25 protein-coding genes are annotated in these 24721 nt (G+C 35.4%); 20 read left to right on the top strand and 5 right to left on the bottom strand.

Annotated features, from left to right (window positions below):
- Positions 1-82 precede the first annotated feature (82 nt).
- Together rbsK and HWV59_RS14130 are read right to left on the bottom strand one after the other, a co-directional pair.
- A complete protein-coding gene (rbsK, locus tag HWV59_RS14135) occupies positions 83-997 on the bottom strand; it encodes a ribokinase (protein ID WP_102231334.1) in 915 nt (304 codons plus the stop codon).
- A 4-nt stretch (positions 998-1001) separates the two neighbouring features.
- Positions 1002-1994: a LacI family DNA-binding transcriptional regulator gene (locus tag HWV59_RS14130; RefSeq protein WP_102231335.1), complete on the bottom strand. Its 993-nt coding sequence runs from the start codon at positions 1992-1994 to the stop codon at positions 1002-1004.
- 258 nt (positions 1995-2252) lie between these two features.
- Between HWV59_RS14130 and rpiB the strand changes: the two genes are divergently transcribed.
- The 7 genes from rpiB to HWV59_RS14095 all read left to right on the top strand — a co-directional run bounded on the left by rpiB (position 2253) and on the right by HWV59_RS14095 (position 9025).
- Entirely contained in the window at positions 2253-2723 is a 471-nt protein-coding gene (gene rpiB / locus HWV59_RS14125; RefSeq protein ID WP_175639222.1) for a ribose 5-phosphate isomerase B, read from the top strand.
- Positions 2724-2779: 56 nt separating this feature from the next.
- Positions 2780-4114 carry an ABC transporter substrate-binding protein gene (locus tag HWV59_RS14120; RefSeq protein WP_175639221.1) on the top strand — a complete coding sequence of 445 codons (1335 nt, stop codon included), beginning with the start codon at positions 2780-2782 and terminating at the stop codon, positions 4112-4114.
- Positions 4115-4188: 74 nt separating this feature from the next.
- Positions 4189-5136 carry a carbohydrate ABC transporter permease gene (locus HWV59_RS14115; RefSeq protein WP_235991735.1) on the top strand — a complete coding sequence of 316 codons (948 nt, stop codon included), beginning with the start codon at positions 4189-4191 and terminating at the stop codon, positions 5134-5136.
- 26 nt (positions 5137-5162) lie between these two features.
- Entirely contained in the window at positions 5163-5978 is an 816-nt protein-coding gene (locus HWV59_RS14110; protein WP_235991734.1) for a carbohydrate ABC transporter permease, read from the top strand.
- A gap of 40 nt (positions 5979-6018) precedes the next feature.
- Complete coding sequence (locus HWV59_RS14105; RefSeq protein WP_102231339.1) at positions 6019-7089, top strand: ADP-ribosylglycohydrolase family protein; 1071 nt, start codon at positions 6019-6021, stop codon at positions 7087-7089.
- A 476-nt stretch (positions 7090-7565) separates the two neighbouring features.
- A complete protein-coding gene (locus HWV59_RS14100; protein ID WP_102231340.1) occupies positions 7566-8144 on the top strand; it encodes a GNAT family N-acetyltransferase in 579 nt (192 codons plus the stop codon).
- Positions 8145-8257: 113 nt separating this feature from the next.
- Positions 8258-9025 carry a MerR family transcriptional regulator gene (locus tag HWV59_RS14095; RefSeq protein ID WP_102231341.1) on the top strand — a complete coding sequence of 256 codons (768 nt, stop codon included), beginning with the start codon at positions 8258-8260 and terminating at the stop codon, positions 9023-9025.
- A 126-nt stretch (positions 9026-9151) separates the two neighbouring features.
- Here the strand turns inward: HWV59_RS14095 and HWV59_RS14090 are convergent, their stop codons facing one another.
- Together HWV59_RS14090 and HWV59_RS14085 are read right to left on the bottom strand one after the other, a co-directional pair.
- A complete protein-coding gene (locus tag HWV59_RS14090; RefSeq protein WP_102231342.1) occupies positions 9152-9673 on the bottom strand; it encodes a hypothetical protein in 522 nt (173 codons plus the stop codon).
- Entirely contained in the window at positions 9642-10136 is a 495-nt protein-coding gene (locus tag HWV59_RS14085) for a hypothetical protein (RefSeq protein ID WP_102231343.1), read from the bottom strand. Before HWV59_RS14085 ends, HWV59_RS14090 begins: the two co-directional genes overlap by 32 nt.
- A 457-nt stretch (positions 10137-10593) precedes the next feature.
- Here HWV59_RS14085 and HWV59_RS14080 point away from each other — a divergent pair, with 457 nt between their 5' ends.
- The 10 genes from HWV59_RS14080 (at position 10594) to HWV59_RS14035 (ending at position 19839) form a co-directional block, all read left to right on the top strand.
- Complete coding sequence (locus HWV59_RS14080; protein WP_102231344.1) at positions 10594-11844, top strand: MFS transporter; 1251 nt, start codon at positions 10594-10596, stop codon at positions 11842-11844.
- 139 nt (positions 11845-11983) lie between these two features.
- Complete coding sequence (locus tag HWV59_RS27050; protein ID WP_235991733.1) at positions 11984-12445, top strand: hypothetical protein; 462 nt, start codon at positions 11984-11986, stop codon at positions 12443-12445.
- 132 nt (positions 12446-12577) lie between these two features.
- The gene (locus tag HWV59_RS14070; protein ID WP_102231345.1) at positions 12578-13717 is read left to right on the top strand and encodes a sensor histidine kinase; all 1140 of its coding nucleotides are present in this window, start codon (positions 12578-12580) and stop codon (positions 13715-13717) included.
- Positions 13710-14342, top strand: a complete 633-nt coding sequence (locus tag HWV59_RS14065) for a response regulator transcription factor (protein ID WP_102231346.1) — start codon at positions 13710-13712, stop codon at positions 14340-14342. The genes HWV59_RS14070 and HWV59_RS14065 overlap by 8 nt, the downstream gene beginning before the upstream one ends.
- Positions 14343-14467: 125 nt before the next feature.
- On the top strand, positions 14468-15400 hold the full coding sequence (locus HWV59_RS14060) for an ABC transporter ATP-binding protein (protein ID WP_175639219.1): 933 nt from the start codon (positions 14468-14470) through the stop codon (positions 15398-15400).
- Between the two features lie 12 nt (positions 15401-15412).
- Positions 15413-16678, top strand: coding sequence for an ABC transporter permease (locus HWV59_RS14055; RefSeq protein WP_102231348.1), 1266 nt, complete (start codon positions 15413-15415; stop codon positions 16676-16678).
- The gene (locus HWV59_RS14050; protein WP_102231349.1) at positions 16678-17778 is read left to right on the top strand and encodes an ABC transporter permease; all 1101 of its coding nucleotides are present in this window, start codon (positions 16678-16680) and stop codon (positions 17776-17778) included. The genes HWV59_RS14055 and HWV59_RS14050 overlap by 1 nt, the downstream gene beginning before the upstream one ends.
- Before the next feature lie 89 nt (positions 17779-17867).
- Positions 17868-18293 (top strand): VOC family protein, encoded by a 426-nt coding sequence (locus HWV59_RS14045; RefSeq protein ID WP_235991832.1) that lies wholly within the window; start codon positions 17868-17870, stop codon positions 18291-18293.
- 171 nt (positions 18294-18464) lie between these two features.
- A complete protein-coding gene (locus HWV59_RS14040; protein ID WP_175639217.1) occupies positions 18465-18812 on the top strand; it encodes a PadR family transcriptional regulator in 348 nt (115 codons plus the stop codon).
- The gene (locus HWV59_RS14035; protein WP_175639216.1) at positions 18799-19839 is read left to right on the top strand and encodes an HAAS signaling domain-containing protein; all 1041 of its coding nucleotides are present in this window, start codon (positions 18799-18801) and stop codon (positions 19837-19839) included. The genes HWV59_RS14040 and HWV59_RS14035 overlap by 14 nt, the downstream gene beginning before the upstream one ends.
- Before the next feature lie 144 nt (positions 19840-19983).
- On the opposite strand, the gene HWV59_RS14030 is transcribed toward HWV59_RS14035, so the two are convergent.
- Complete coding sequence (locus HWV59_RS14030) at positions 19984-20406, bottom strand: ribosomal maturation YjgA family protein (RefSeq protein ID WP_235991831.1); 423 nt, start codon at positions 20404-20406, stop codon at positions 19984-19986.
- Positions 20407-20611: 205 nt separating this feature from the next.
- On the opposite strand from HWV59_RS14030, the gene HWV59_RS14025 reads away from it, so the two are divergent.
- The 3 genes from HWV59_RS14025 (at position 20612) to helD (ending at position 24664) form a co-directional block, all read left to right on the top strand.
- The gene (locus tag HWV59_RS14025) at positions 20612-21577 is read left to right on the top strand and encodes an alpha/beta hydrolase (protein ID WP_175639214.1); all 966 of its coding nucleotides are present in this window, start codon (positions 20612-20614) and stop codon (positions 21575-21577) included.
- 301 nt (positions 21578-21878) lie between these two features.
- Positions 21879-22010, top strand: a complete 132-nt coding sequence (locus tag HWV59_RS27540) for a YjcZ family sporulation protein (protein ID WP_102231506.1) — start codon at positions 21879-21881, stop codon at positions 22008-22010.
- A 305-nt stretch (positions 22011-22315) separates the two neighbouring features.
- Positions 22316-24664 (top strand): RNA polymerase recycling motor HelD, encoded by a 2349-nt coding sequence (helD, locus tag HWV59_RS14015; protein ID WP_175639213.1) that lies wholly within the window; start codon positions 22316-22318, stop codon positions 24662-24664.
- Positions 24665-24721 lie beyond the last annotated feature (57 nt).

Raw genomic sequence — 24721 nt, 5'->3', positions numbered from 1 at the left:
ATATGTATATTTTGTGTATTACAATTCAGGATAACGGTTCTTGTACCTAAAGGATCTTGACAGCAAGAACCGCTCCCATATTTTAGTTATTCCTTTTACCAGTTACCTCACTTCTATTTGGAAATGAAGGCTGAGCACCACTCTTCGTCACGGAATAAGCAGCTACTGTTTGTGCAAAGTGAATGGATTCAGTAATGGTTTTTCCTTCAGCAATAGAGACTCCAAATGCTGCATTAAATGCATCACCTGCACCAGTTGTATCTATAGCCTTTACTTTATGTGCATCAATGTGAATAATTTTTCCTGTTTGGTCGTTAAAAACTACTCCTTTTTCTCCTAATGTTACAATGGTATGTGAAACACCTATTTCTTTTAATGTGTCAATTATTTCCTCTGTATCTCCAAAATCTTTTCCTACTAATTGTTTGCTTTCCGTCTCATTTGGTATTAAATAATCTATTTGTTCCAATAATGCAGGTTCAAGTTTTATTGCTGGTGCTGGGTTTAAAATAACAGGTATGTTATGCCTCTTTGCTATTTTTACAGATTCAACTATAGATTCAATTGGGATTTCTAATTGAAGGAGTAAGACATTAGCTTTTTTAATTAGGTGTTCGGAGTTACGAATTTGTGTTGGAGAAAGGTTGCTGTTAGCACCCTGAGATAATATAATCTTATTTTCACCGTGTTTGTTTACAGTGATGAGTGCAATACCGGTGTTTTTATTTGGTATTATACTTATACACTCAGTCCCAATATCTTCATTATCCAAAATACCTATAACTTCTTTACCGTATATATCATCACCGATACAGCCAATAATATCAACATTTGCCCCAAGTCTTTTTGCTGCAACAGCTTGGTTAGCACCTTTTCCTCCAGGAATTCTATGAAACTCTTCTCCTATAATTGTCTCACCTTTATTTGGAAACCTATTAGTAAAAATGACGAGATCCATGTTGATGCTTCCAACAACTACTATGTTTACGTCATTCATTGCCTCACCTCATTTTCAAACTGGTTTGTCTAATTTTTAAATCAGGCTTCATAAGTTCCTTAACATAGTCAATTTTTTCAGAACGATTATTTATAGTCTCAAGGAGAATTTGTGCTGCTCTTATGCCTATATCATATATTGGTTGCTTAACAGTTGTAAGTTTTGGATTTACATACTTTATAAATGGAATGTCATCGTAACCAACAATACCTATTTGTGCATTTTTTTCTGATATTGCCTCTAATACACCCAGGGCCATTAGGTCATTTGCGACGAAAACAGCATCTGGCGGATTAGAGTGAGCAAGTAAACGCAGCATTGCGTTATAACCACTTTCTTCATGAAAATCACCAATTTGAACCAATGTAGGATCGTATATAATTCCATATTCCTTAAGTATACATAGATAGCCTTTATATCTGTCCTCTGCAGTAGAGCTATCTAAAGGTCCTCGAATATGTGCTATCCTTGAGAAACCTTGTTCAATTAAATGTTTCGTAGCAATTTTTCCACCAAAATGATTATCAGTGCGGACCGAATTAACCGGTAAAGAATCAGTATTTACATCAATCATAACGAGTGGAAGATTTTGTTCAGTAAATTCCTGTATATGATTACTCTTTATTTCACCTGCAATGATAATACCATCTACAGATTTTTGCTTTAAGGTCTTAAAATGATTACTTACTTTTAAAATGTCGTTATCTGAATTGCAAACAATGATAGAGTATTTTTCCCCTTGTACTGTATCTTCGACAGCACGTGCTATTTCGGGGAAGAAAGGGTTAGAGATATCAGGTATGATAAGTCCGATAGTTTGGGTGTCACCACGCACCAGACTCCTTGCTGCCTGATTAGGAGAATAATTAAGCTTCTCTATAGCTGCTATTACTTTTTCTTTTGTTTCTTCATTTACATAACCAGTATTATTAATCACTCTTGAAACGGTTGAGATTGAAATGCCGGATAGTTTTGCTACATCTTTCATGGTAGCCATAAATAACCCTCCTCAAAGAAAAACATGGTAGCCTTTTCATATATTTCAGAAATATGTTTCCTTTCCCAAATACATTCGCATTAAAAATAAAAAAATATTGTTGCATAAACAATGATTACGCTTACATATATTCTTTTTAAGTATTAAAATTTAGCGAAAAAAAGGAGGCGAAATCCCTTTTTTGAAAGGCTTTTCATTTGATTTTCTTGATTGTAAAAAATCATATACCAATAATTAAGAATGAAAGGAGGAGGTAATATGATTATAGCATTAGGATGCGACCATGCAGGTTTTCCATTAAAGGCTGAAGTCATGAATTATTTAAAATCACAAGGAATTACTGTTCTAGATTATGGATGTCATTCTATAGAAGAAGTGGATTTTCCCGATATTACAAGATCCGTTTGTCAGTCAATCAAAAATGGTGAAGCAGATAGAGGGATAATGGTTTGCGGCACAGGAGTGGGTGCCTGCATTGCAGCAAATAAGTTTGTCGGAATAAGAGCTGCAGTATGCCATGATATACATTCTGCTCACCAAAGTGTTGAACATGATGATGTTAATGTCATGTGTATTGGAGCTAAAATTGTAGGTCCTTGGCTAGCAAAAGATTTAATTCATGCTTTTGTTAATGCAGGATTTAGTACAGAGGAGCATTTCAGAAGGAGAGTTGGTAAGTTACATCAGTTAGAATTAGAGATTGCTAGAGAGTTACAAAATAAACTTTAACCGATCTAGAAATTTCTCTTTTAAAAAATTAATATCAAACATCCGGGGGGATACTAATGAACAAGAGGTCTAGACGTATATTCCTATTGTTGATCGTTTCGGTAATTTTCTTATTTAGTGTTATTGGGTGTTCGAACAGTCAACCTAATGGAGAGAAAGACAGTACTAATAAAAATAATTCAAATAGTAAAGAAAAAGTTGAAATTACCTTTTGGCACAACTGGGAAACTGGACCATCTGGAGAATCAATTGAAAAATCTGTACAAAAATTTAATGAAACACATCCAAATATTGTTGTTAAACCCGTCTATGTAGCTCCTGATGGCGGCGACTCTGTTAGTTCAAAACTAGTTACTGCAGTTGCAGGGGGAAATCCACCAGACGTTATGCTTGCCAGTAGATATGGGATTGCTGAATATAAAGAAGCTTTAGAGCCAATTGGAGAGTTAGCAGCAAAGGATGGTATAACAGAAGATACTTTTTATAACTGGGCATGGGGAGAAGCATCTTATGAAGGAGAACTGCTAGCACTTCCATATGATGGTACGGCCAGAGCACTCTTTTATAATAAGGAACATTTTAGGGAGGCTGGATTAGATCCAGAGAATCCACCAACTACTATAGAAGAATTAGAGATTGCTGCTGAAAAATTAACAAAAAAGGAAAACGGGAAATATACTAGATTTGGTTTTATCCCTTGGTTCGGAGAAGGATGGTTATATTCATGGGGATGGGCATTTGGTGGTGAGTTTGTAAATAGTGATAATGAAGTTACAGCAAACGATCCTAAAATTGTAGATGCTCTTAAATGGGAAACAGACTTTGCTGAAAGATTTGGAATAAAAGACGTAACTAGTTTTGTTAGCTCTGCTGGTACGAACGCAACGAATCCATTTTTTACAGGTCAGCTATCCATGATGGTAACTGGAAATTGGATGCTCAGTCAAATTGATGAATATGCTCCAGATTTAGATTATGGTGTCACATATATTCCTACACCTAGTGGAGAAGACTTTAATACTTTTGTGGGAGGTAGAGTGTTACTAATACCTAAGGGAGTGAAGAATTTAGATGCATCTTGGGAATTTGTTAAGTGGATGTGTGCTACTGAAGAAGGGCAAAGTTTTAAAGAGATTACTGGTGAATTTGCAGCAATGCCAGAGGTTAATGAAAAGATGTATGCAGATGATCCAAGACAGGATATCTTCCTTGAGGTATTACCAAATGGTAAACATAGACCGGTCGTCCTGGCAGGAAATATGATGTGGGATGAGTTGGCAAAGGCACCTGATTTAGTAATGAATAAGCAAGGTACACCTAAAGAAATACTAGATTCAATAACAGAAAAAATTAATAAAGAAATAGAAAATAAGAAAGCTCAATTAGAATAATTAGAATAACTCAATAAAGGAGAAGAATTAGCTTTTCTTCTCCTACACTATTTATTTGAAGGGAGGGGTTGTTATTGTCTAATCTTACAGAGGTTACAAATAGTGATGTTAAAGAGAAAGATAAGAAGAAAGCGGTAAGTATGGAAGCGAGAATACAGCGTGCAGGTATTTTATTTGCCCTTCCATGGATTATTGGTTTATTAGCATTTTTTGCATACCCTCTATTTAGCTCTATGTATTATAGTCTTACTAATTATAATGTCATTAGTCCATCCCAGTGGATTGGATTCGAAAATTACGTCACACTTTTTAACGATAATTTGTTTTGGAAAGGTCTCAAAAATACACTCATATATGCATTCATGCAAGTTCCGTTAGCGATAATGTTTGGAGTCACGCTTGCGATGTTACTTAATATCCCGTTATTTGGTCAGGGAGTTCTACGGACAGTATTCTTTCTCCCGTCCTTATTACCTGTAATAGCAACTACAATATTGTGGCAATGGTTGTTAAATCCACAGTTTGGTTTGGTTAATGCGTTCCTTGAAAAAATTGGTATAACAGGTCCTGGGTGGTTAGGTGATACAACCTGGTCTAAACCATCTTTGGTGATTATGACACTTTGGGTATTAGGTAATTCTATTTTAATCTATTTAGCTGGACTTCAAGATATCTCCAAAGATTATTATGAAGCTGCAGATATTGATGGAGCTAATTGGTTTCAAAAAACATTTCACATTACACTTCCGCTATTAACTCCAGTAATATTTTTTAATATGATCATGGGAGTTATTCATGCTCTGCAAGAGTTCACATTACCTTATGCACTAACCTATGGAACAGGTAATCCAGCAGAATCTCTTTTATTTTATAGTATGTATCTCTATAATAATGCATTTTTGTACATGAAGATGGGCTACGCGTCAGCAATGGCTTGGATTTTATTTATTGTTGTAATGGCTATTACAGTGGTCCTATTAAAATCATCTGGTAAATGGGTATTTTACCAAGGAAAGGACTGAGGTGGAAAAAATTGAGGAGCAATTCATTGGTAAAAAGAATAGCTATTCCCATTCTTTTGTTTATAGCAGCAGTAGGTTTTGCTCTTCCATTTATCTGGATGGTATCCACATCATTAAAAGCAGCAGATCAACTCTTCGTACACCCGCCGGTTTGGATACCTAACCCAATAAATTGGGAGAACTATGTGAAAGCTGTAACAGAGATAGCATTTTTTACTCAATTTAAGAATTCACTTATCATAGCTACGATTTCTACTATTGGTGTCATCATATCTTGTCCATTAGTTGGATATACCTTTGCAAGATTAAAATGGAGGGGAAGAGACACTTTATTTCTTATCACCTTGGCTGTAATGATGATTCCTTTTCCAGTAACAATGGTTCCTCTATTTATTGTATGGTCAAAGATTGGTCTTGTTGGAACATTTTTTCCTATGATTATTCCAGCGTTCTTCGGTGTTCCATTCTATATTTTTCTTATGAGGCAGTTTTTTAAGCAATTACCTAGGGATTTAGAAGATGCAGCCAGAATAGACGGTTGTTCGGAATTTGGCATCTATTTACGTATCATGTTACCACTATGTCAACCTGCAGTTTTAACGATTGCATTATTTCAATTTATGGCATCATGGAATGACTTTTTAGGCCCACTTATTTACTTAAATGATGAAACAAAGTATACCTTGCAACTAGGTTTACAACAATTTAGAACCGCACAAGATACTGCTTGGGGACCATTGATGGCTGCTTCAGTATTGGTTGCTTTACCAATCATATTTCTTTATTTTATTGTTCAAAAAAAATTTATACAGGGAATCACCTTTGGCGGTGTCAAAGGTTAATAACATAATATATTAAGATAATAAGAAGGGTGGATATTATATGACTTCAAACGTATCATTAAAAGACAAATTTTTAGGCTGTATTGCAGGTGCACATATTGGATCAGCTATGGGAGCTGCTGTTGAAGGGTGGTCATATCAAAAAATAGAAGAAACATACGGAACTGTCGACCGTCCATTATCTTATGAACACTATAACAATGGTTGGAAAAGAGAGCCAGGTACGACTGAGGATGGTATTGAAAGACAAAAATTAATGATAACAGCGATTATTGAAAAACAAGACCGAGTAAATGCAGAAGATGTAAAAAATATCTGGGTTAGAGATATAAAACCAATATCAATTGGGATGGTATCAGAGCCATTCGAAGCAACTCTGCTAGCAATGGCTAAAAGTGGAATCCCTGCAAGAGATTTAGGAAAATATTGTGATTACGCAGGATTAAACAGTTTCGCTCGTTCCTGTCATCCAATAGGTTTAATCAATGCCGGAGATGTAAAAGGAGCTATTGAGGATGTATTAGAAGTTGGTCAACTCTATCAGACTTCAAATAGCCGTGGACTCAAATGGGCATCAGTTACAGCTGTATCAATTGCTGCAGCGACAAAACCTAATGCAACTGTTGATAGCGTCATTGGTGCTATATATGATAATTGTGATCAAGATCTTGTTGTTAAAGAAATCGATAGAGAATTAAAACATACCGCAAATTGTACAGATTTTAGAGAATTACGTGTTGCTTTTGATGATGTCTATAGTGGAAAAGGAACCCCATATGCTTTTGCTTCTGCAAATGAAGTTGTAACAAAAGGGATCTGTATCTTTAGAATGGTAAAAGGAAATTTAAAGGAAGCTATGATATCTGGTGTTAATTTTGGTAGAGATATTGATTGCATCACTGCAGTTGCTTCAGGTATTTCCGGCTCGTTGACAGGAATTTCCTCTTTACCGGATGAATGGATTAAGCAAACAGACCATGCAACTAGTGTAAACATCTATACAAACTCGCAAAGAACAATTAAAGAAACAGCAGATGGATTATTTGATGCCTATCAGGCAAGACTTTCTAAAATGCAAAATTTCGTAAAAGAAATGGCAGTTTTTAACTAAAAGTATACCAAAAATGTTCATGTGCAAATAGTTTGGTTTTAATCAATTATATATTCTCAGTTCATTATATAAAATATTGAGATACTGAACTTGTATATATAAACACCTATTTATTTTAGATCTCTTCAATTATGGAGAGGTCTTTTTTTATGGTACTTTTTCAATAGCATTAAATTTATGATGAGCTTGGATTCTTAAGCCGGCAAGAATTAACTCATCAGGATAAGAATTTATGGACAACAAAGTTCACACAGTAAAATTGAAGCGCCGCATACGTAATCGGTACGTACGGTATTGTGAGAGGGCGAAAATAAACATCTTATTTTCCCACTATTCGTTTATGTGAAAAACCAAGGTTATTAACGTAGAGAATGTATATAGTCATAGAAAAACAAGCTATAATTTTAATATCAAACAGATAGAAAATGAGATAATCTTTGAATAATATTCTAAAAACCACATTAGGGGATGTAAATATGACTGAACAAAACAAATTTCCTGTCCTTGAAACAAAACGTTTAAGATTAAGACAAATAACAACAGCAGATGCAAATGATATTCTAAAGTATTTATCTGATCAAGAAGTAATGAAATATTATGGATTAGAGCCATTTAATTCAATAAATGATGCGCTAAATGAAATCTCATGGTATCAATCAATATTTGAAAAGAAAACAGGCATAAGATGGGGGATAACTATAAAAGGGCAAGAAAAGATGATCGGAAGCTGCGGTTTTCTGAATATCGTTTCTGAACATTTTCGTTGTGATATTGGTATTGAATTAAGTAAGGAGTACTGGGGACAAGGCATTGCCAGTGAAGCATTTACTGCAATTATTACATATGGATTTGAACATTTAAACATAAGAAGAATACAAGCATTAATTGAAACCCCGAATATATCATCACAAAAATTAGCAGAAAGCCGAGGTTTTATTAGAGAAGGTCTATTAAGGAATTATGAGTTTACATGTGGGAAATTTGATGATTTATATATGTATTCATTGTTAAAAGAAGATTTTATTAAAAATTGGTCTACACATTCAACAGATTGATATCGAGTTCACCAGCCCTTCACGATTTTAACGCGAATAAAAAAATTCCATTCAGGTGTTGACCTTAACGTTGCGTCAAGGTGTAAAGTGAAATTGTCAGGGAGGGAATCAAGATGGAATACACGATACAGAAACTAGCTGAATTATCGGGTGTCAGTACGAGAACGTTACGATATTATGATGAGCTTGGAATTCTTAAGCCGGCAAGAATCAACTCATCAGGATACAGAATCTATGGACAACATGAAGTAAATCTCATGCAGCAAATTCTCTTTTACCGCGAGCTAGGTCTGCAACTCACCCAAATAAAAGATATTGTGAACGATCCTGCATTTGACTTTTCCAAAGCATTACATGAGCATCGGGAGCAACTCCTTGATAAACGAAGCCAATTAGACCAACTAATTGCAAATGTCGAAAAAACAATCGCACAATCTGAAGGGAGAATGAAGATGACGGATAAAGAGAAATTTGAAGGCTTTAAACAGAAAGCTTTAAAAGAAAATGAAGATAAATACGGAAATGAGATCCGTGAAAAATACGGGGAAGAAACAGTTAAGCAATCGAATGAAAAGTTCATGAATATGTCTCAAGAGGATTACGAAGAATCAGTTAGAATCGAAAGTGAAATGAGAGAAATGTTAAGCAATGCAATGAAATCGGGGGATCCTGCGGGTGAATTAGCTCAAAAGGCTGCAGAGTTGCACAAGAAATGGTTAATGTTCCACTGGCCATCCTACAATAAAGAGGCCCACGCAGGTCTTGCTCAAATGTATGTGGATGATGAACGATTTACAATCTACTATGATAAAGAAAAACCTGGTACAGCTGAGTTTTTGAGAGATGCCGTTCATATTTATACTGGGATGAAGGACAGATAAAATGGAGTGCAAACAATAGTTAGAATATAAGATAGTATCGAGTGCATTAATCCTAACAAGATTGATGCACTTTTTTAAGTATACAATAGATAGTAGAATTTTCGATAACAACATTCACACTAATCTTTATCGTTGAACAGATTTTACTCGTTCAGATGAATAGTTCAACTGTTTTGTCATCAATCTATAAAATATAACATGTAATATATACACTAAAATATATACTAAAAATGAGTAAAATAAATGCCAATTTTGATACTGAAAAACATTAAAATAAACGGATGTTCTCTCAGATATCGTGCTTAATAGGGTCCAAGCAAGAACATTAACCCACGATGGAATCGAATGAAATTTATCATAGAAATAATAGAATAAATATCCATAAATCGAATAGACGATAGAATACGTAATTTCATCGAATAATTCATGTTTATTCGCATCAAAGCTATCATAAATATCAAAAGGTGGAATAGCGAGAGTAGTATCCACAGTACGACCTATAAATGAATTAATTAACAAAAAAAGTATTAGTAAATGAATGGGAAATCGTTTTGGTAATAAGATAAAAATGAGAATTAAACCACCTGCAATTATCGAGACAAAAATTTCATTTTGATCAAAACTTATTGGCATTGTTAATATACCCATTTAACATTCCTGCCCTCGCCAGTAATTTTCTATATTTGAAAAAAATGAATAAGTTGACCAATAAAACAGCACACCAATAAAAAACTGAAAAATAATATGGTAAATTTTTAATATTTATTAATCCTAGGTATTCATATAGATAAATAAATGTCGTATGAAGTACTAATGAGATAGAAAAGATTATTATTTTTTTTGAAATCGAAGTTGCCTTTATAAAAATTGATAGAAAACAAATTGTTATCATTGGAATTAAGTATACTTGACCTATAATGACTGTAATAGCTGATAGTTTATCATTTGATGCATTTATCACTTTTAAGTTTGAAATGGTGATGAGAATAAATTCTACATTAATTAAAGCATTAATCATTCCATTTAAAACAATTTCCGCTGGTAAAAAGGTATTTTGACTATTGATCCCTAAGAGAAAGGTTGCACATATAATAAATAAAACAAGTACCAATAAAGTTTTTCTCCCTTCCGTAGTCTTTTTCCTTATCTTTATCCTGTTCATCCTAACATTTGTTTATCCCCAAGATTTCCTCTTCTCAGTTACTCTAAAATGATTGATGCGGGATAGGATTAAAAACCTATTGATTGACAGGGGCTCTTTTGCTATGATTGAAATTAATATGGATGAAATGGAGGTTTTCCTTTTGACAGCATCAATGAGATTAAGATTCCTACACTGCAATCGTTAATTGAATACGTTTGTAAGCTCTGCCTATGTTCAGAGCTACGGGATTGGTCTGTCTATTTTTAAGGAAACCTTTATTTAACGGTTATTAAAAAAAGAGGGGATGCAGATTCCCTCTTTTTTTGTTGCTTAAAAATAACTATCAATAGAACGGTTCAATGTTGATGGATGTGGGTGAAGTGAATCTAAAACTAAAAATTTCATAGAAAAGAGTTGTTAAAACATGAGTACAGTAAATAACAATCTCAAAGAAAATTGGCTAAAGAATATTATTCTCTTTTTAAGCAGTCAGACAGTATCATTGTTTGGATCTTCTTTGGTGCAGTATGCGATTATGTGGTACATCACGTTGGAAACAGAATCAGGTTTAATGATGACATTGTATATCATTTGCGGGTTTATACCTACATTTCTATTGTCTCCAGTTGCAGGTGTTTGGGCAGATAGGTATAACCGCAAAATGCTTATTATGGTAGCAGATGGACTCATTGCAACAGCTACACTTATTTTGGCCATTCTCTTTTTAATGGGATATGATGCAACATGGTTACTTTTTGTCATGGCCGCAATTCGTGCTTTTGGAACAGGGATTCAAACACCTGCAGTTGGAGCAATCCTTCCGCAAATTGTTCCGAAGGATAAATTAACAAAAGTAAACGGAGCGAACGGAAGTATCCAAGCGATCATCATGTTTGTTTCGCCAATGGTAAGTGCAGCACTTTTGGCAACGACGTCAATAGAAATCATCTTTTTCATTGATGTCATTACAGCAGTAATCGCGATTGTTACACTTCTAGCCTTTTTAAAAATCTCTACCCATGAGAAAGCAGCAGAAAAACATACAACAAGCTACTTTAGTGATTTTAAACAAGGCTTACAGTATGTGAATAACCATGCATTTCTTAAAACGTTTTTTCTATATTTTGCTGTTTTCTTTGTCTTAATGGCACCTGCAGCATTCTTAACTCCATTACAGGTTACACGTACGTTTGGTGATGATGTATGGAGATTAACGGCAATTGAAATAGCCTTTTCCATTGGAATGATGATCGGCGGAGGTGTAATTGCTTCATGGGGCGGCTTCCCAAATAAAGTGAAAACAATGGCGTTATCGAGTCTAATTATGGGGATATGTACATTCGCACTTGGTATAGCGCCAATTTTTTGGATCTATTTAATGTTCATGGCATTATTTGGGGTAGCCATGCCAATCTTTAATACACCAACAACCGTATTATTACAGGAAAAAATTGAAGAAGATTATCTTGGAAGAGTTTTTGGTGTCATGGGGATGGTGTCAACTTCAATGATGCCAATCGGAATGCTTATCTTTGGTCCGATTGCCGATTTTATCAAAATTGAATGGCTCCTGATTGGTACAGGAGTATTCATGATTATTCTAACGATCTTCATGAGCCAAAACAAAGTGCTGGTTGAAGCGGGAAAACCGGTTGCTTTGAATGAAGTAAATTAACTAGTTCTTTGTGAATGATGTAAAAGCTCAGCATATCGATATGCTGGGCTTTTTAATGAAAAAAACTAAGATATTGAAACTTTTTCAATGTGTAATCGTATGTAAAAGTAGAACGTCTTCTCATTAGGAGGTCTATTTCATGAACGAACATATTGATCACATAAACACGATGATAAACGAACTAAAAGCTACAAACAACAAAAAAATCAGTGCAAAGCTTGATTTAAATAAATGTGAACGACTTGCAGATAAGCTAGCTTCTTTATCAAAAGATTGTCAGGATTGTGAGCAGCAGCTAAAAGAATTTAAAGATCATATAATACAATTAAATAAGAAGAAAGATCAAATAGACAAATTTGATCTTAAACAACATACTCAAATTATTCATCAAATTTATTCCCATCTTCAGAAACAACATAAATTGCTGCCTGAGGGATATTATATGTCAATCTACATGTCTATTGGAATAAGTTTGGGTGTCGTGTTTGGCTTAACGATTTTCGAGAATATCGCATTAGGAATACCGATCGGCATGTGTCTTGGAATCGCAATTGGAGCTGGGTTGGATGCTGAAGTTAAGAAAAAAGGAAATACAATCTAATCATTGGGAGGACTTTTTTAAAAAACCTCCTTTTTTTATTTTAAATTAAGTCATAACCTATCATTCGTTGTATACTTAAAGAAAAAATGGATATTACTTCCTATGTTTTTTCAGAGGAGCTTGTAAATTAAAATGAAGAAAATGTATCTTATTTGGTTGGCAATTAATTGTACAGTTTGGACAGTAGCTTTTTTTGAAATTCCAACACGTATTAATGAATGGCAACTGCTGGGGACAAGTTTATTTCTGCTTATTTTCTTTTTTCTTCCTCTATTCAGGGAGAAACCAATCCTGCAAACACTCTTCTTCTGTATCCAAGCCCTGTTAACGACAATCATCTTTTATCCGATAGATAGTTTATTAAATCCATATTCTTTTTTAATACACTCATTACTAATAGCAGAAGCTGTTTATTATTTACCGCGATTGAAAGGCTTTTTAGTGGTTGTAGTACAAACAGGTTGTTTAACATCGCTTGTTTTACAATCAAATCTTACAGTTCCACATATAACGTGGTATACCTTTTTTTATTTCTTATTAATCTCAGCATTATTTCATTATCATGGTGTACATAAACGAGAAAAAGAAACTCGTCAAAAGAATGATGCTTTACTTGATGAGTATAGGAAGATGAAAAGACAGCTAGTTATGGCAGAAGAACAAACGAGACAGGACGAGCGTATGCTTATTGGTCATGAAATACATGATTCTGTTGGGCATAAACTCACAGCACTTATTATGCAGTTTGAGGTATTCCGAATACAAGCAGATGAAAAGGATCAGGAAAAAATAGCAACGCTGAAACAACTTGCGGAGCAAAGCTTAGAGGAAACAAGAAGCGCTGTTAAGTCTTTTAAACAGCCGGAAGTTGGCGGCTTACAAGGTGTAATTCGCCTAATTCGGAAATTAGAAATGGAAAACTTTATGAAAATAAATTTTTCTGTTAAACATGGCGCATTTGCCGTCCCGCTAACAGGGGAGCAGTCTTTTGCGATCTATCGTGCTGTACAAGAAGCCCTGACAAATATAATGAAGCACAGCTCTGCGAGAGAAGCACATGTATCGTTTGAATCCCCCGGTGGAAGTATTTTTAGATTTGAAGTATTCAATGAAGCTCCCTCTCATTCTACTTTTCACGAAGGATATGGATTGAAAGCGATGCGTGATCGATTAGAAAAAGTCGGAGGTTCACTAGAAATCGATCAAAATGAACGCCATTTTATCGTGAGAGGGAGTATACGTTTAATTGAACGGAGAGTGTCATATGATTAAAGTTTTACTTGCTGAAGATCAAGTGATGGTACGTCAAGGGTTAAAGGCAATGATTGAAACAGATGATGAGATAAAAGTAACCGGAGAAACTGATAATGGCAAGGAAGCTATCAACCTATGTGAGAAGCAGGGTTTTGATGTAGCCATTTTAGATATACGCATGCCAGTAATGGATGGAATTGAATCAGCAAAAATATTACGGTCACGTTTCCCTCTAATGAAAATTCTAATACTTACAACATTTGATGACCAAGAATATGTGATGGAAGCATTAAAATTGGGTGTAAGTGGTTATATGCTGAAAAATGGTGATACAGAATCACTTATTCGGTCAATAAAAAGCGCATTAAATGGCGGACTTTCACTTGAAGATAAGGTGGCTGCAAAAGTAATGCCTGTCTTGCTTCAAAAGCAGGTGGAGAAATCGATAGATCCGCGACTAACGCCCAGGGAAAGAGCGATTTTAGCTTCTATTGGTGAAGGATTAAATAATAAGGAAGTAGCAGAACGGCTGGGCTTGTCGGTCGGAACAGTCAAAAATCAAACAAGTATGATTTTAGAGAAATTAGAACTAAGGGACCGGACACAGTTAGCAATTTATGCCATTCGCAATCGACTTGTCTGAAGTTAAAAAAGTGACAAAAGTAATAAGTGTCGTTTCATACAGTGACCAGAGTCAGTAGTGACTTTGGTTTTTTTGTTTTAAGATACAAACATGGTATTGATTAAAACATCAAAGGAGGCAAACTCGTGCTTGAGACAATCAATTTAGTAAAGACATTTAAAGGAAAAACCGCTGTGCAAGAAGTGAACTTATATTTGGATCAAGGTGAATCTGTTGGCTTATTAGGACCAAATGGAGCTGGAAAATCAACAACAATTTCAATGATATCAAGTTTGATTAAGCCAACAAGCGGTGAGATAAAGCTAAATGGTGTAAACCTTGTCGAGAAACCAAGTGAAATTCGAAATATTCTAGGTGTCGTACCACAGGAATTAGCGCTTTATCAAGAGCTATCAGCCTACGAAAATCTCAAATTTTTTGGATCTATCTATAAAATCAAAGGAAAGGAATTGGAGAAAAGTATTCAAAATGCTTTAGATATTGTTGGATTAAAAGAACGCCAAAAGGATTTAGTCAAAACATTTTCCGGTGGAATGAAACGCAGGGTTAATATAGCAGCAGCCTTATTACATCAACCGAAAATACTTATCTTGGATGAACCTACTGTTGGAATAGATCCACAATCGAGAAATCATATTCTTGAAATGGTTCGGCATTTAAATAAAAAAGATGGAACAACCATTCTTTACACAAGTCATTATATGGAAGAAGTAGAACAACTCTGTGACAGATTGTACGTTATGGATCATGGTGAAATTATTGCCTCAGGTACAAAGGCTGAGCTCTTAAGCATTTTGTCAACAGAGGATACATTAAAAGTGGAGTTAAGTAAGATGGACGAAGCATTTGTAGAGCATGTAAAGACGATAGAGGGGGTTCGTAAGGTTGAAGCCTCTAATGTGCAAATGAAAGTAATTGTGAAAAAAGGAAGTCATTTAATCAGTGAACTCGTTCATTTAGCTGACCAACATCATATCCAGATCGTTAATTTTCATACTGAAACTCCTAGCTTGGAGGATGTATTCCTTCATTTGACTGGTCGAACATTACGGGACTAAGGAGGCGTACCTATGTTAAGTTTCATAAAAAAAGATTTACTGATATTTTGGCGTGACCGTAAGGAGATCATCACCGTACTTGTGCTTCCAATTATTTTAGTCCTTGTGTTAAACTTCGCTTTTGCCGGGTTGTTCGGTTTCAATGATGATGCGAAGATGGATTTGCAACTAGCAGTCGTGAATCAGGATAACGACACAGAAACAATGACTCAATTAAAGGAACGGTTACTCAAAGAGGCTTCATTAAATGAAGAGCAAACAATGGAAATTATGGGTCAAGTAACTTTAATAAAACCTATTTCAATGTTAGAAGATTATCTTCAAAGTGATGATTTGAAGGAATGGGTAACGGTTTATGAAATGAAGGAAACTGAGGCAGTTGCTAAAGTAAAAGAAGGGGAATTAGACGGAATTCTAATCATACCCGATGGATTTACTGCTGATAGTTTGTATTCAGCGATAATGGAAGAACCGCCAACTACCCTATTGAAATATAAAGTAGAAATGGAAACGAATGATACCAACGCGATATCACAAATAATCCAAGGGTTTATGGATCAAATGAATTATCAGTTTGCCCTACAGAAAATGGGAGGTGCCTCGCAGGAGGAAGTTATCCTGCCAGAAGGAGGCATTGAGAAAATAGGAGCTGGTGAAAGCTTTACACTCACACAGTATTTTCCGATTGCAATCGGAGCGTTGTTTTCATTATTCCTTGCATCAACCGTAGCAACGAAAACAGGAGAAGAAATTAGACAACGAGTATTCCATCGGATTTTATTGACCAATAGTCATCCATTTCATTTTCTAATAGGTAAAGTTGTCTCAACATTCTGTTTAGCTTGGTTACAAACTATGTTTGTATTTATTTCGTCACACTTTATTTTAGATGTATTTCCTGGTCGGACAATTTCCTTCTGGCTTGGTACCATTGGGATTGTGACATTACTATCCTTAGCAATATCAGGGTTATCTGCCGTCTTTACCAGCATATCACTCAGAGTCCCTGATATCGATGCAGCGAATGGTATTTTTATGATCGTCATCATTCTATTTGGTATCATCGGTGGAAGTTTCGTACCTGTTTATCTATTACCTGACTGGCTGCAACAGATCGGTGAGTGGACACCGAACGGTCTTTCCTTAGCTATTATGACACAATGGGTTCAATTTGAGGAGTTTTCCACCATCATCATCCCGTGTATGATCCTTGTTGTGTTTTTTATCGTAATGACAGTCATTGGTTTAGTTCTATATCCTAAAAAGGGGGAAGCGTAGTGAATTCAGTAGTATGGGCACAATTTACAAAGGATAAACGCAACCCTATCTTCATCCTGTTATTTATCGCGGGGAGTATTCTTGCAACGTTAGTCTTTGCCGGAGGTATTTATTCACCGACAAAGGTAGCTATTTTCAGTGAAGAAAAAAACGCCTCAGAAATTGAGAAAAAATGGGAAGAACTGTTGAATGTGGATGACTCCTTTCAGTTTGTTGTTGTAGAACCGAATGAAGCTCGCGAGGACGTAAGGGATGGTAAGCTTGATGTAGCTGTAAAGTTAATGGAGACAGATTACAGGTTAGTTGCTACAAGTGAGCTTCCAACGGTTTCGTATGTTCAGCAGCATGTTGACAAAGTATTTCAACAGGAGGCACAATTTAGTGCAATTGTTCAATCAAAAGGAAACGGAAACGTTAGAGAAGAACTCGAACGGTATTTAAATGAAGCACCTTTTCAAATGGAGACTCAGGGACTTGAAAGTGAGAAAGTTCCGAATTATAACATGAGTACTCAATTATTATTTGCTTTTACATTTTTAATTTCAATGTTTATTCTTGGCCTAAAGGTAAATAATGTCACACATGATAAAGTCTCTGGCATTTGGAATCGAATGATCCTATCACCAATTAGTAAGACCAAGATGTATAGTGGGTATATATTCTATAGTTTTTTGATTACACTATTTCAAGTAGTTGTTGTACTCTTGGTGTTTAAGTACTTGATGAAATATGAGCTGGGAGATCAGCTATGGTTAATTATCTTAATTGCTGCGTTCTTTATTTTTAGTATGATTAGTATAGCGATGTTAATTACCGGGTTTGTAAAGACGCCGGAGCAATTTTATGCCATTTACCCATCAGTTATCCCCCTCATACCGATTGTTAGTGGCGCTTATATGATGCCGGGGACGATTACGAATTCTGGCTTACTGTTCATAGCAGATCTATTTCCGATGGCACATGCAATGGATGCGATTATGTTGGTTATTTTTTACGACGCCGGTTTTCAGGATGTGATTATGTCGTTATTATTTATGCTGCTAATTGGAGTAGTTGCTATGGGAGTGGGAATTAACCTTATTGAAAGAAGAATAAGATAGGCTTCTATTAATTGTGTAGAAGGAATCTTTATCCCCCTTCTAGAAAGTAAACAACAGACATTATTTAATAGGAGGGAATACATGTGGTCATGCAAAGAGTTAGCTTGCTTACAATTGGGGCTTATGATCTGCCTGCTCTTCGGTCTTTTTATCAAAAACTCGGGTGGGAGGAAACTGAATTCAGTTCAGATAACTATGCCGCATTTAAAACTGCAGGTGTGAATGTAACGCTTTTTCCTATTGAAGAATTAACGAAAGATGCAGGAATCCAAATTACACAAAATAGTAAAGAGTTTCGCGGTGTGACGTTTGCCATCAATGTAGATAAACCGGAACAGGTAGATACAACAATTGAAGAGGTTCGAAGTATAGGTGGAAGGATTTTAAGAGAACCTAGTGATGCATTTTGGGGAGGAAGAACTGCCTATTTTGCTGATCCTGAAAATAACCTTTGGGAAGTTGCACATAATCCTTCCGCAGTGTTTGATGAAAGAGGAGCAATGCTTTCATTTTAATTCAGTATAAACTAACTGTTTAACCACATTTTAGATAATGAAAATGTGGTTTTTTCTTATTTTATAACATTATTTAAAATTCTAAATTGATTGCGTCACAACAATAGTGTATGATGCATAGTATAAGACAAATACTGTATGACATATAGTAAAAATAAAGAGGTGGGTGAAATGAGTAATATATTACAATCATTATCGACTGAACTCCGAAGAGGTACGCTGACACTAGCTGTTTTAAGTCAATTACGAACTCCTCAATATGGATATTCTCTAGTTCAGTTATTGGAGGAATCTGGTATTTCAATTGATCAGAGTACGTTATATCCATTGCTGCGGCGTTTAGAAAAACAGGAGTTGGTTTCGAGCAGCTGGGATACATCTGAAAGCAGACCCCGAAAGTACTATGTTTTAAGTGAATTTGGTGTAGAGGTGTTTTTGCAATTGAAAAAGGAATGGATGGCAAATTCAAAAGAGCTTTACAACTTATTGAAAGGGGAGGAAGAAAATGAATTTAATTGACATATATATTCATGAGGTTACAAGGAGATTACCAGAGAAAAACCGTGAAGATATTGCTCTTGAGCTACGTTCTACAATCGAAGATATGCTGCCTGATGAATATAATGAGCAGGATGTAAAGAAAGTACTTGAGAAATTAGGGAGTCCTGTTTTATTGGCCGGCGGTTATCGCGACCAGCCAATGCATCTCATTGGCCCAAGATACTTTGATGTTTATATGTCACTTTTGAAAATGATCTTACCAATCGCTGCAGTGATTTCACTCATATCAATGATGGCGGAATATTTTATTAGCTATACAGGGAATGAAGCAATTATTAATGTTGGGTTGCGCATTATGGGAGAAGGAATATGGAGAATCATTGAGGTAGGGATGCAGGTATTCTTTTGGCTTACACTAATTTTTGCCATTTTAGAAAGAACGGATAAAGGAAAAGATAGAATACCCTTAACAACCAGTCTAAAAACATGGACTCCAGATGATTTACATTCAATCACGTATATCCCTAAGAAAAAAGCAATCTCAAAGTGTGAGATTTTTGGAAGTTTAATGTGGACAGCAATTTGGGCATCACTCTACTTTTATGCTAATCACCTAGTAGGTGTATATAGAGGGGGAAGTGAAGGCCTTGAATTTAGAATTCCTGCATTAAATCAAGACGTATTGCTTCAATACTGGCCGATCGTCGTCGTTGTGATTGCTCTTGAAATCTTATTATCTTTATATAAGTTGATAAAGGGCCAATGGACGAGAAGATTAGCATTATTCAATACAGTCGTTCAACTAGTTGGAACTGTTGGATTTATAGTCATCTTAGTGAACCCTAATCTATTAAGCATGGATTTCATTACTTTTATGGCGGATATATTTACAATAAGTACCAACCAATTCAAATCCTCATTCATAGGCGGCATACTCTTCATCTTCATCATCTCAGCAGCAATCAATATCTACGATGGGTATAAGAAGGCGTGGTACATGGGGACAGGTGAGTTGTCCCATAGACAGAACAAGATTGCGAAGTAACGTAGTCTCCTCTTAAGTTTATATAATGCAAATAGGGTGTCTTAATCAGTCGTGAATTGACAACCATTTGAGCACCCTTTCTTTTTTGTTTTCATTAGTATTTCATTTTACAAGGCGTTCGCTATTCATGTTCGAGTTTTTCAATTAATTTAAAATGCGAGAATGAATCACTGAAGATAGTCTATCAATAAAAAAAGCAAAAATAATACCAACTGAATATCGAATTAAATCCACAAACAGAAAACCCTTGCCCAAAATCAATCCTCCGAGCAATGTGTCACGATTTTGATTTAACCAACCTGCCTGATAAAATTGACTTATCTCAATGCCGAAGCTGAATAAAAAGCTTAGCAATACAGCGATGAGCAGGCTCTTATTTACAAGTAAGAATCTAAGACCAAAATAAACCATCATTGCCCACAACATATCCCCTGCGTTTAATGCAACAAATTCCACTAGGAAGGTACTATATTTTCTGGAAGCAACCCCTAGAATTATTGTGACAATTAGAGAAATGAAATAAAATATTCTTTTAGTACAAATCATTTTATAATGTATGTTATTCATAGATTCCAACAAAATCATTCCTTTTATAGATTGAGATTTATTACTATAAATGGATAAGTTATATTAATATTATAGAATTTTATGAAATTTATTGGGAGTATCCTTGGATAAAACATAAAATATAGTGAAGTGGAGATTGTATAAACAGATTCTGAAATGTAGTAGAGAAATAAACGAATGCATTTTATACTTGGAGAATGAGAAAATGAAAAAGAGACTTATTATTATTGGCTCCCTTATTGTAGGACTACTAGTAACTGCCTATTTCTTAGTCGGCAACTATTTCTACAAATACGCATTAAATGTAGACCGTGAAAAAGAATTTTTAGAAGATAATCCACACCTGGAAGAAAGCGAGGCAGTCGTTGCATCAGTTGCCAAGGAAGCTGAACAAGCTGATGATGTGTTTAAGGAAGAACTAAAGCCATCTCTATTAAATGTTGTCACATCTGATCAGCATCAATTTAAACTGAATGCTTATGTATATGAACATAATCAAGTAAACCATAAGTGGGCAATTGTTGTTCATGGCTACAACAGTAAGGCTAAGTCTATGACGAGATATGTGCGAAATTTTTATGAAAAAGGCTGCAATGTACTGACTCCTGACCTTCGCGGACATGGAGAAAGTGAAGGGGATTATATCGGAATGGGCTGGCACGACCGAAAAGATATGTTACTCTGGATTGATCAGATAATCGAAAAAGATCCAGAAGCAGAAATCATGTTATTCGGCGTATCAATGGGTGGCGCAGCCGTTATGATGACATCAGGTGAAGACTTACCGGATAACGTAAAGGTAATTGTTGAGGATTGCGGCTATTCCTCTGTAAGTGATGTTTTTGTTTATCAATTAAAAGATCTCTTTGGATTACCCGAATTTCCTGTCATGAATGCAGCGAATACCATAACAAAATTACGAGCAGGGTATGACTTATATGAAGCATCAGCAGTAGAGCAAGTCGCTAAAAGTGACACTCCGATGTTGTTTATCCATGGAGATGCAGATACGTTTGTTCCGTTTGAAATGCTTGATGAAGTGTATAATGCAGCAGATGTTGAAAAGGAAAAGCTAATCATTCCGGAAGCGAACCACGGCGATGCGGAAAAAGTAGATCCAGAAACGTATTGGAACACTGTGTGGGGATTTGTAGATTTTTATATTGATTAAATCTTGAAATCAAAAGTATGAGTCTAGGTATATGTCTATGACATATACTATTTTTTATTTTTAAATGAACAGAGGGACAAAGTACTTCGGGTTATTATGAAAAATGGGCTTCATTTTAGGTGCTTTCATGAAGCATTCTTCCTACTAGACGGGCTCCAAATGAAGGGTAAACGTATATACTGTATCGTCTTAGGATTTTCAAAAACGAAAGGAAGATGATTAAATGTACGGTTATGAAAACAGCCCAAATATGATGGCAGCTGCAAATGCACCACATGTTGCAGGTGCATATCAACCTGAAATGTCTTGTGGTTATGTAGCTCCTGCTTACGGATATTGCGCTCCTCATTATGGAAATTCGTTCGCGCTTATCGTTGTACTATTTATCTTATTAATTATTATTGGTGCAACGATCTACGGCAATAAATGTTAACCACATACACTTGAAAAAGACACTATTATTTAGTGTCTTTTTCAAATAGTAGGCGATTTTTCACATACATTATCTTCAATGTGTATATTTTAGATTAGATATTGAATAAAAAGAAAAACCAACCGATATCTCGATTGGTTTTTTTATTAACAATATAGAAATTAGATTGCGAAAGAGTAGCAGGTATGTTAAATTAATATAGAAACACTTTTTCGGTTAATAAGTTAACATATTTGTCCTTATTTTAATTATAATGTAAAACAAAATCCCTGTCAATCCCCAATTTTTTTAAAGGAGTGCTTTATATGAACCAAGAACTTCAAAAAGAACAGAACCGTTTAGACGAGGTAATGCAAACAATTACACAACAAATCAATACAATTGAAGTTGATACGTCTAAACGCAAAGAAGAAGTCATCCATATCCGAAAGCACTTTTGGGATGATCTCAAGGTTAATATGGATACTTTTGACGATTATCTTGAGACAATCATTGGTTTAAGACAACAGGCACAAGACTTATCAGTTAGCCAAAGTACACATAAACATTCCTCAATGAGATTATCAACTTTGCGACGTATGCAGGATGTGCCTTATTTTGGTCGTATAGATTTTAAGGAAGAAGGGACATCAGATTCGGAACAAATTTATATTGGAACATCAACACTCACAGATCAAACTGGAGAAAACTTTCTGATCTACGATTGGAGAGCACCAATTTCCAGTATTTATTATGATTATCCTCCTGGACATGCGGAATACTCAACTCCCGGAGGCATTGTAAAAGGTGAGTTAGAGAATAAGTATCAATATATTATTCAAGATGGTGTAATTAAATCCATGTTTGATACAAGTATCACAATCGGAGATGAGATTTTACAGCAGGTACTCGGCAAAGGGACAAACAAACATATGCGCAGCATCGTTGCCACCATCCAACAGGAGCAAAACAGGATTATTAGGCACGATCGTGGAAGGCTACTGATTGTTCAAGGTGCAGCTGGAAGTGGAAAGACATCAGCAGCCCTTCAAAGGATTGCATACTTACTTTATAAATATCGGGACAGATTAACAGCTGATCAAATCATTTTATTTTCACCAAACACTATGTTTAATAGCTACGTATCGAATGTACTACCTGAACTTGGAGAAGAAAATATGCAGCAGGTAACATTCCAGGAATACTTAGACCACCGTTTAAGTAAATCTTTTGAGGTTGAGGATCCTTATGAGCAATTAGAATATTTGTTAACAGCAGATCATGACGATTTTTATAGAACGAGAACAGCAAGTATTCGGTATAAAGCTTCCATTCATTTTTTTGAGGTAATTAAAAAATACAGAAAATCACTAGAACTATCTGGAATGATATTTAGGGGAATAAAGTTCCGGGGTAAAACTCTGGCGTCTATTCAACAAATTTCTGAAAGATTTTACAACAATGACACTTCATTAGGCTTATACAATAGAATTGAAAAATTGAAAGAATGGTTACATCAACTAATAGACGAAACGGAAAAGAAAGAGCTAAACAAACCCTGGGTACAGGAAGAAATTGAATTACTTAGCAAAGATGATTATCAGAAGGTTTATACCTATTTAGAGAAAAAACACGGCTTTACCGAGGATTCTTTTGATGATTATGAGCAAGAGAATAAATTACTTTCTCGTATGGTCGTTCGAAAAAAGTTAAAGCCATTACGGAGATGGGTTAGAGCCTTACATTTTATTGACATAAAGAAAGTATATCAACAGCTTTTTGAAAATCCTTCGACGATCAAACAATGGAATGAAGGGGAAACGCCTGAAGAATGGGGAGAGATTTGTTTATTAACGCAAGAAATGCTGAGTGAAGGAAAACTATACTACGAAGATGCAACACCATTTTTACTGTTAAAGGAGTTAATTCAAGGATTTCAGACAAATAACATGATCAAACATGTTCTTGTCGACGAAGCACAAGATTATTCTCCTTTTCAATTTGAGTTCTTAAAACAGTTATTTCCTTCAGCGAAAATGACGGTCCTTGGAGACTTTAATCAAGCCATTTTTGCTCATGCAAGTGAACGTGTAAATTTCGAAAGTCTAACCAATCTATATGGACAAAGCGAAACAGAGAGTATCATCTTGAGTCAAAGCTACAGATCTACTAAGCAGATCATTGAATTTACACGTGAACTAGTTCCTGATGGTGCTCGAATTAAAGCTTTTAACCGTAATGGCGAGAAGCCTGTCATTACAAAAGTTTCTAACCGTGGGGATTTACATCAAAAAATAATGGCTAAAGTGAAAGATTTCCGGAATTGTAATTACAATACGGTCGCCATCATATGCAAATCTGAAAAGGAAAGCATTGACGCATACGAAAGCCTTAGTAGCTTTGGAGAATGTAAACTTGTCAAAAGTGGCACGATCGAATATGAGCAGGGAGTGATTATCATACCCGCATATTTGGCGAAAGGCATTGAATTTGATGCAGTAATTATATACGATGCTTCATCTGAAGTTTACGGAAATGAAAGCTTAAGAAGATTGTTCTATACTGCATGCACGCGTGCAATGCATACCTTACAGATTTATAGTCTGGGGGAGCCTAGTCCTTTTTTACATTTGTCACACGATGGAGAACCAGCTATCCTCGATATTAGTAAATGAAAGTAGTTTCAATAAAACAGGGTGGAGCTTTGAGAAGTGGGATTTAGTGATATATTC

Origin of the sequence: Metabacillus schmidteae, from assembly GCF_903166545.1 — a bacterium.
GTDB classification, from domain to species: Bacteria; Bacillota; Bacilli; order Bacillales; family Bacillaceae; genus Metabacillus; species Metabacillus schmidteae.
The sequence above is the reverse complement of the archived record's forward strand: the minus strand, read 5'-3'. Positions and strand labels throughout refer to the sequence as shown.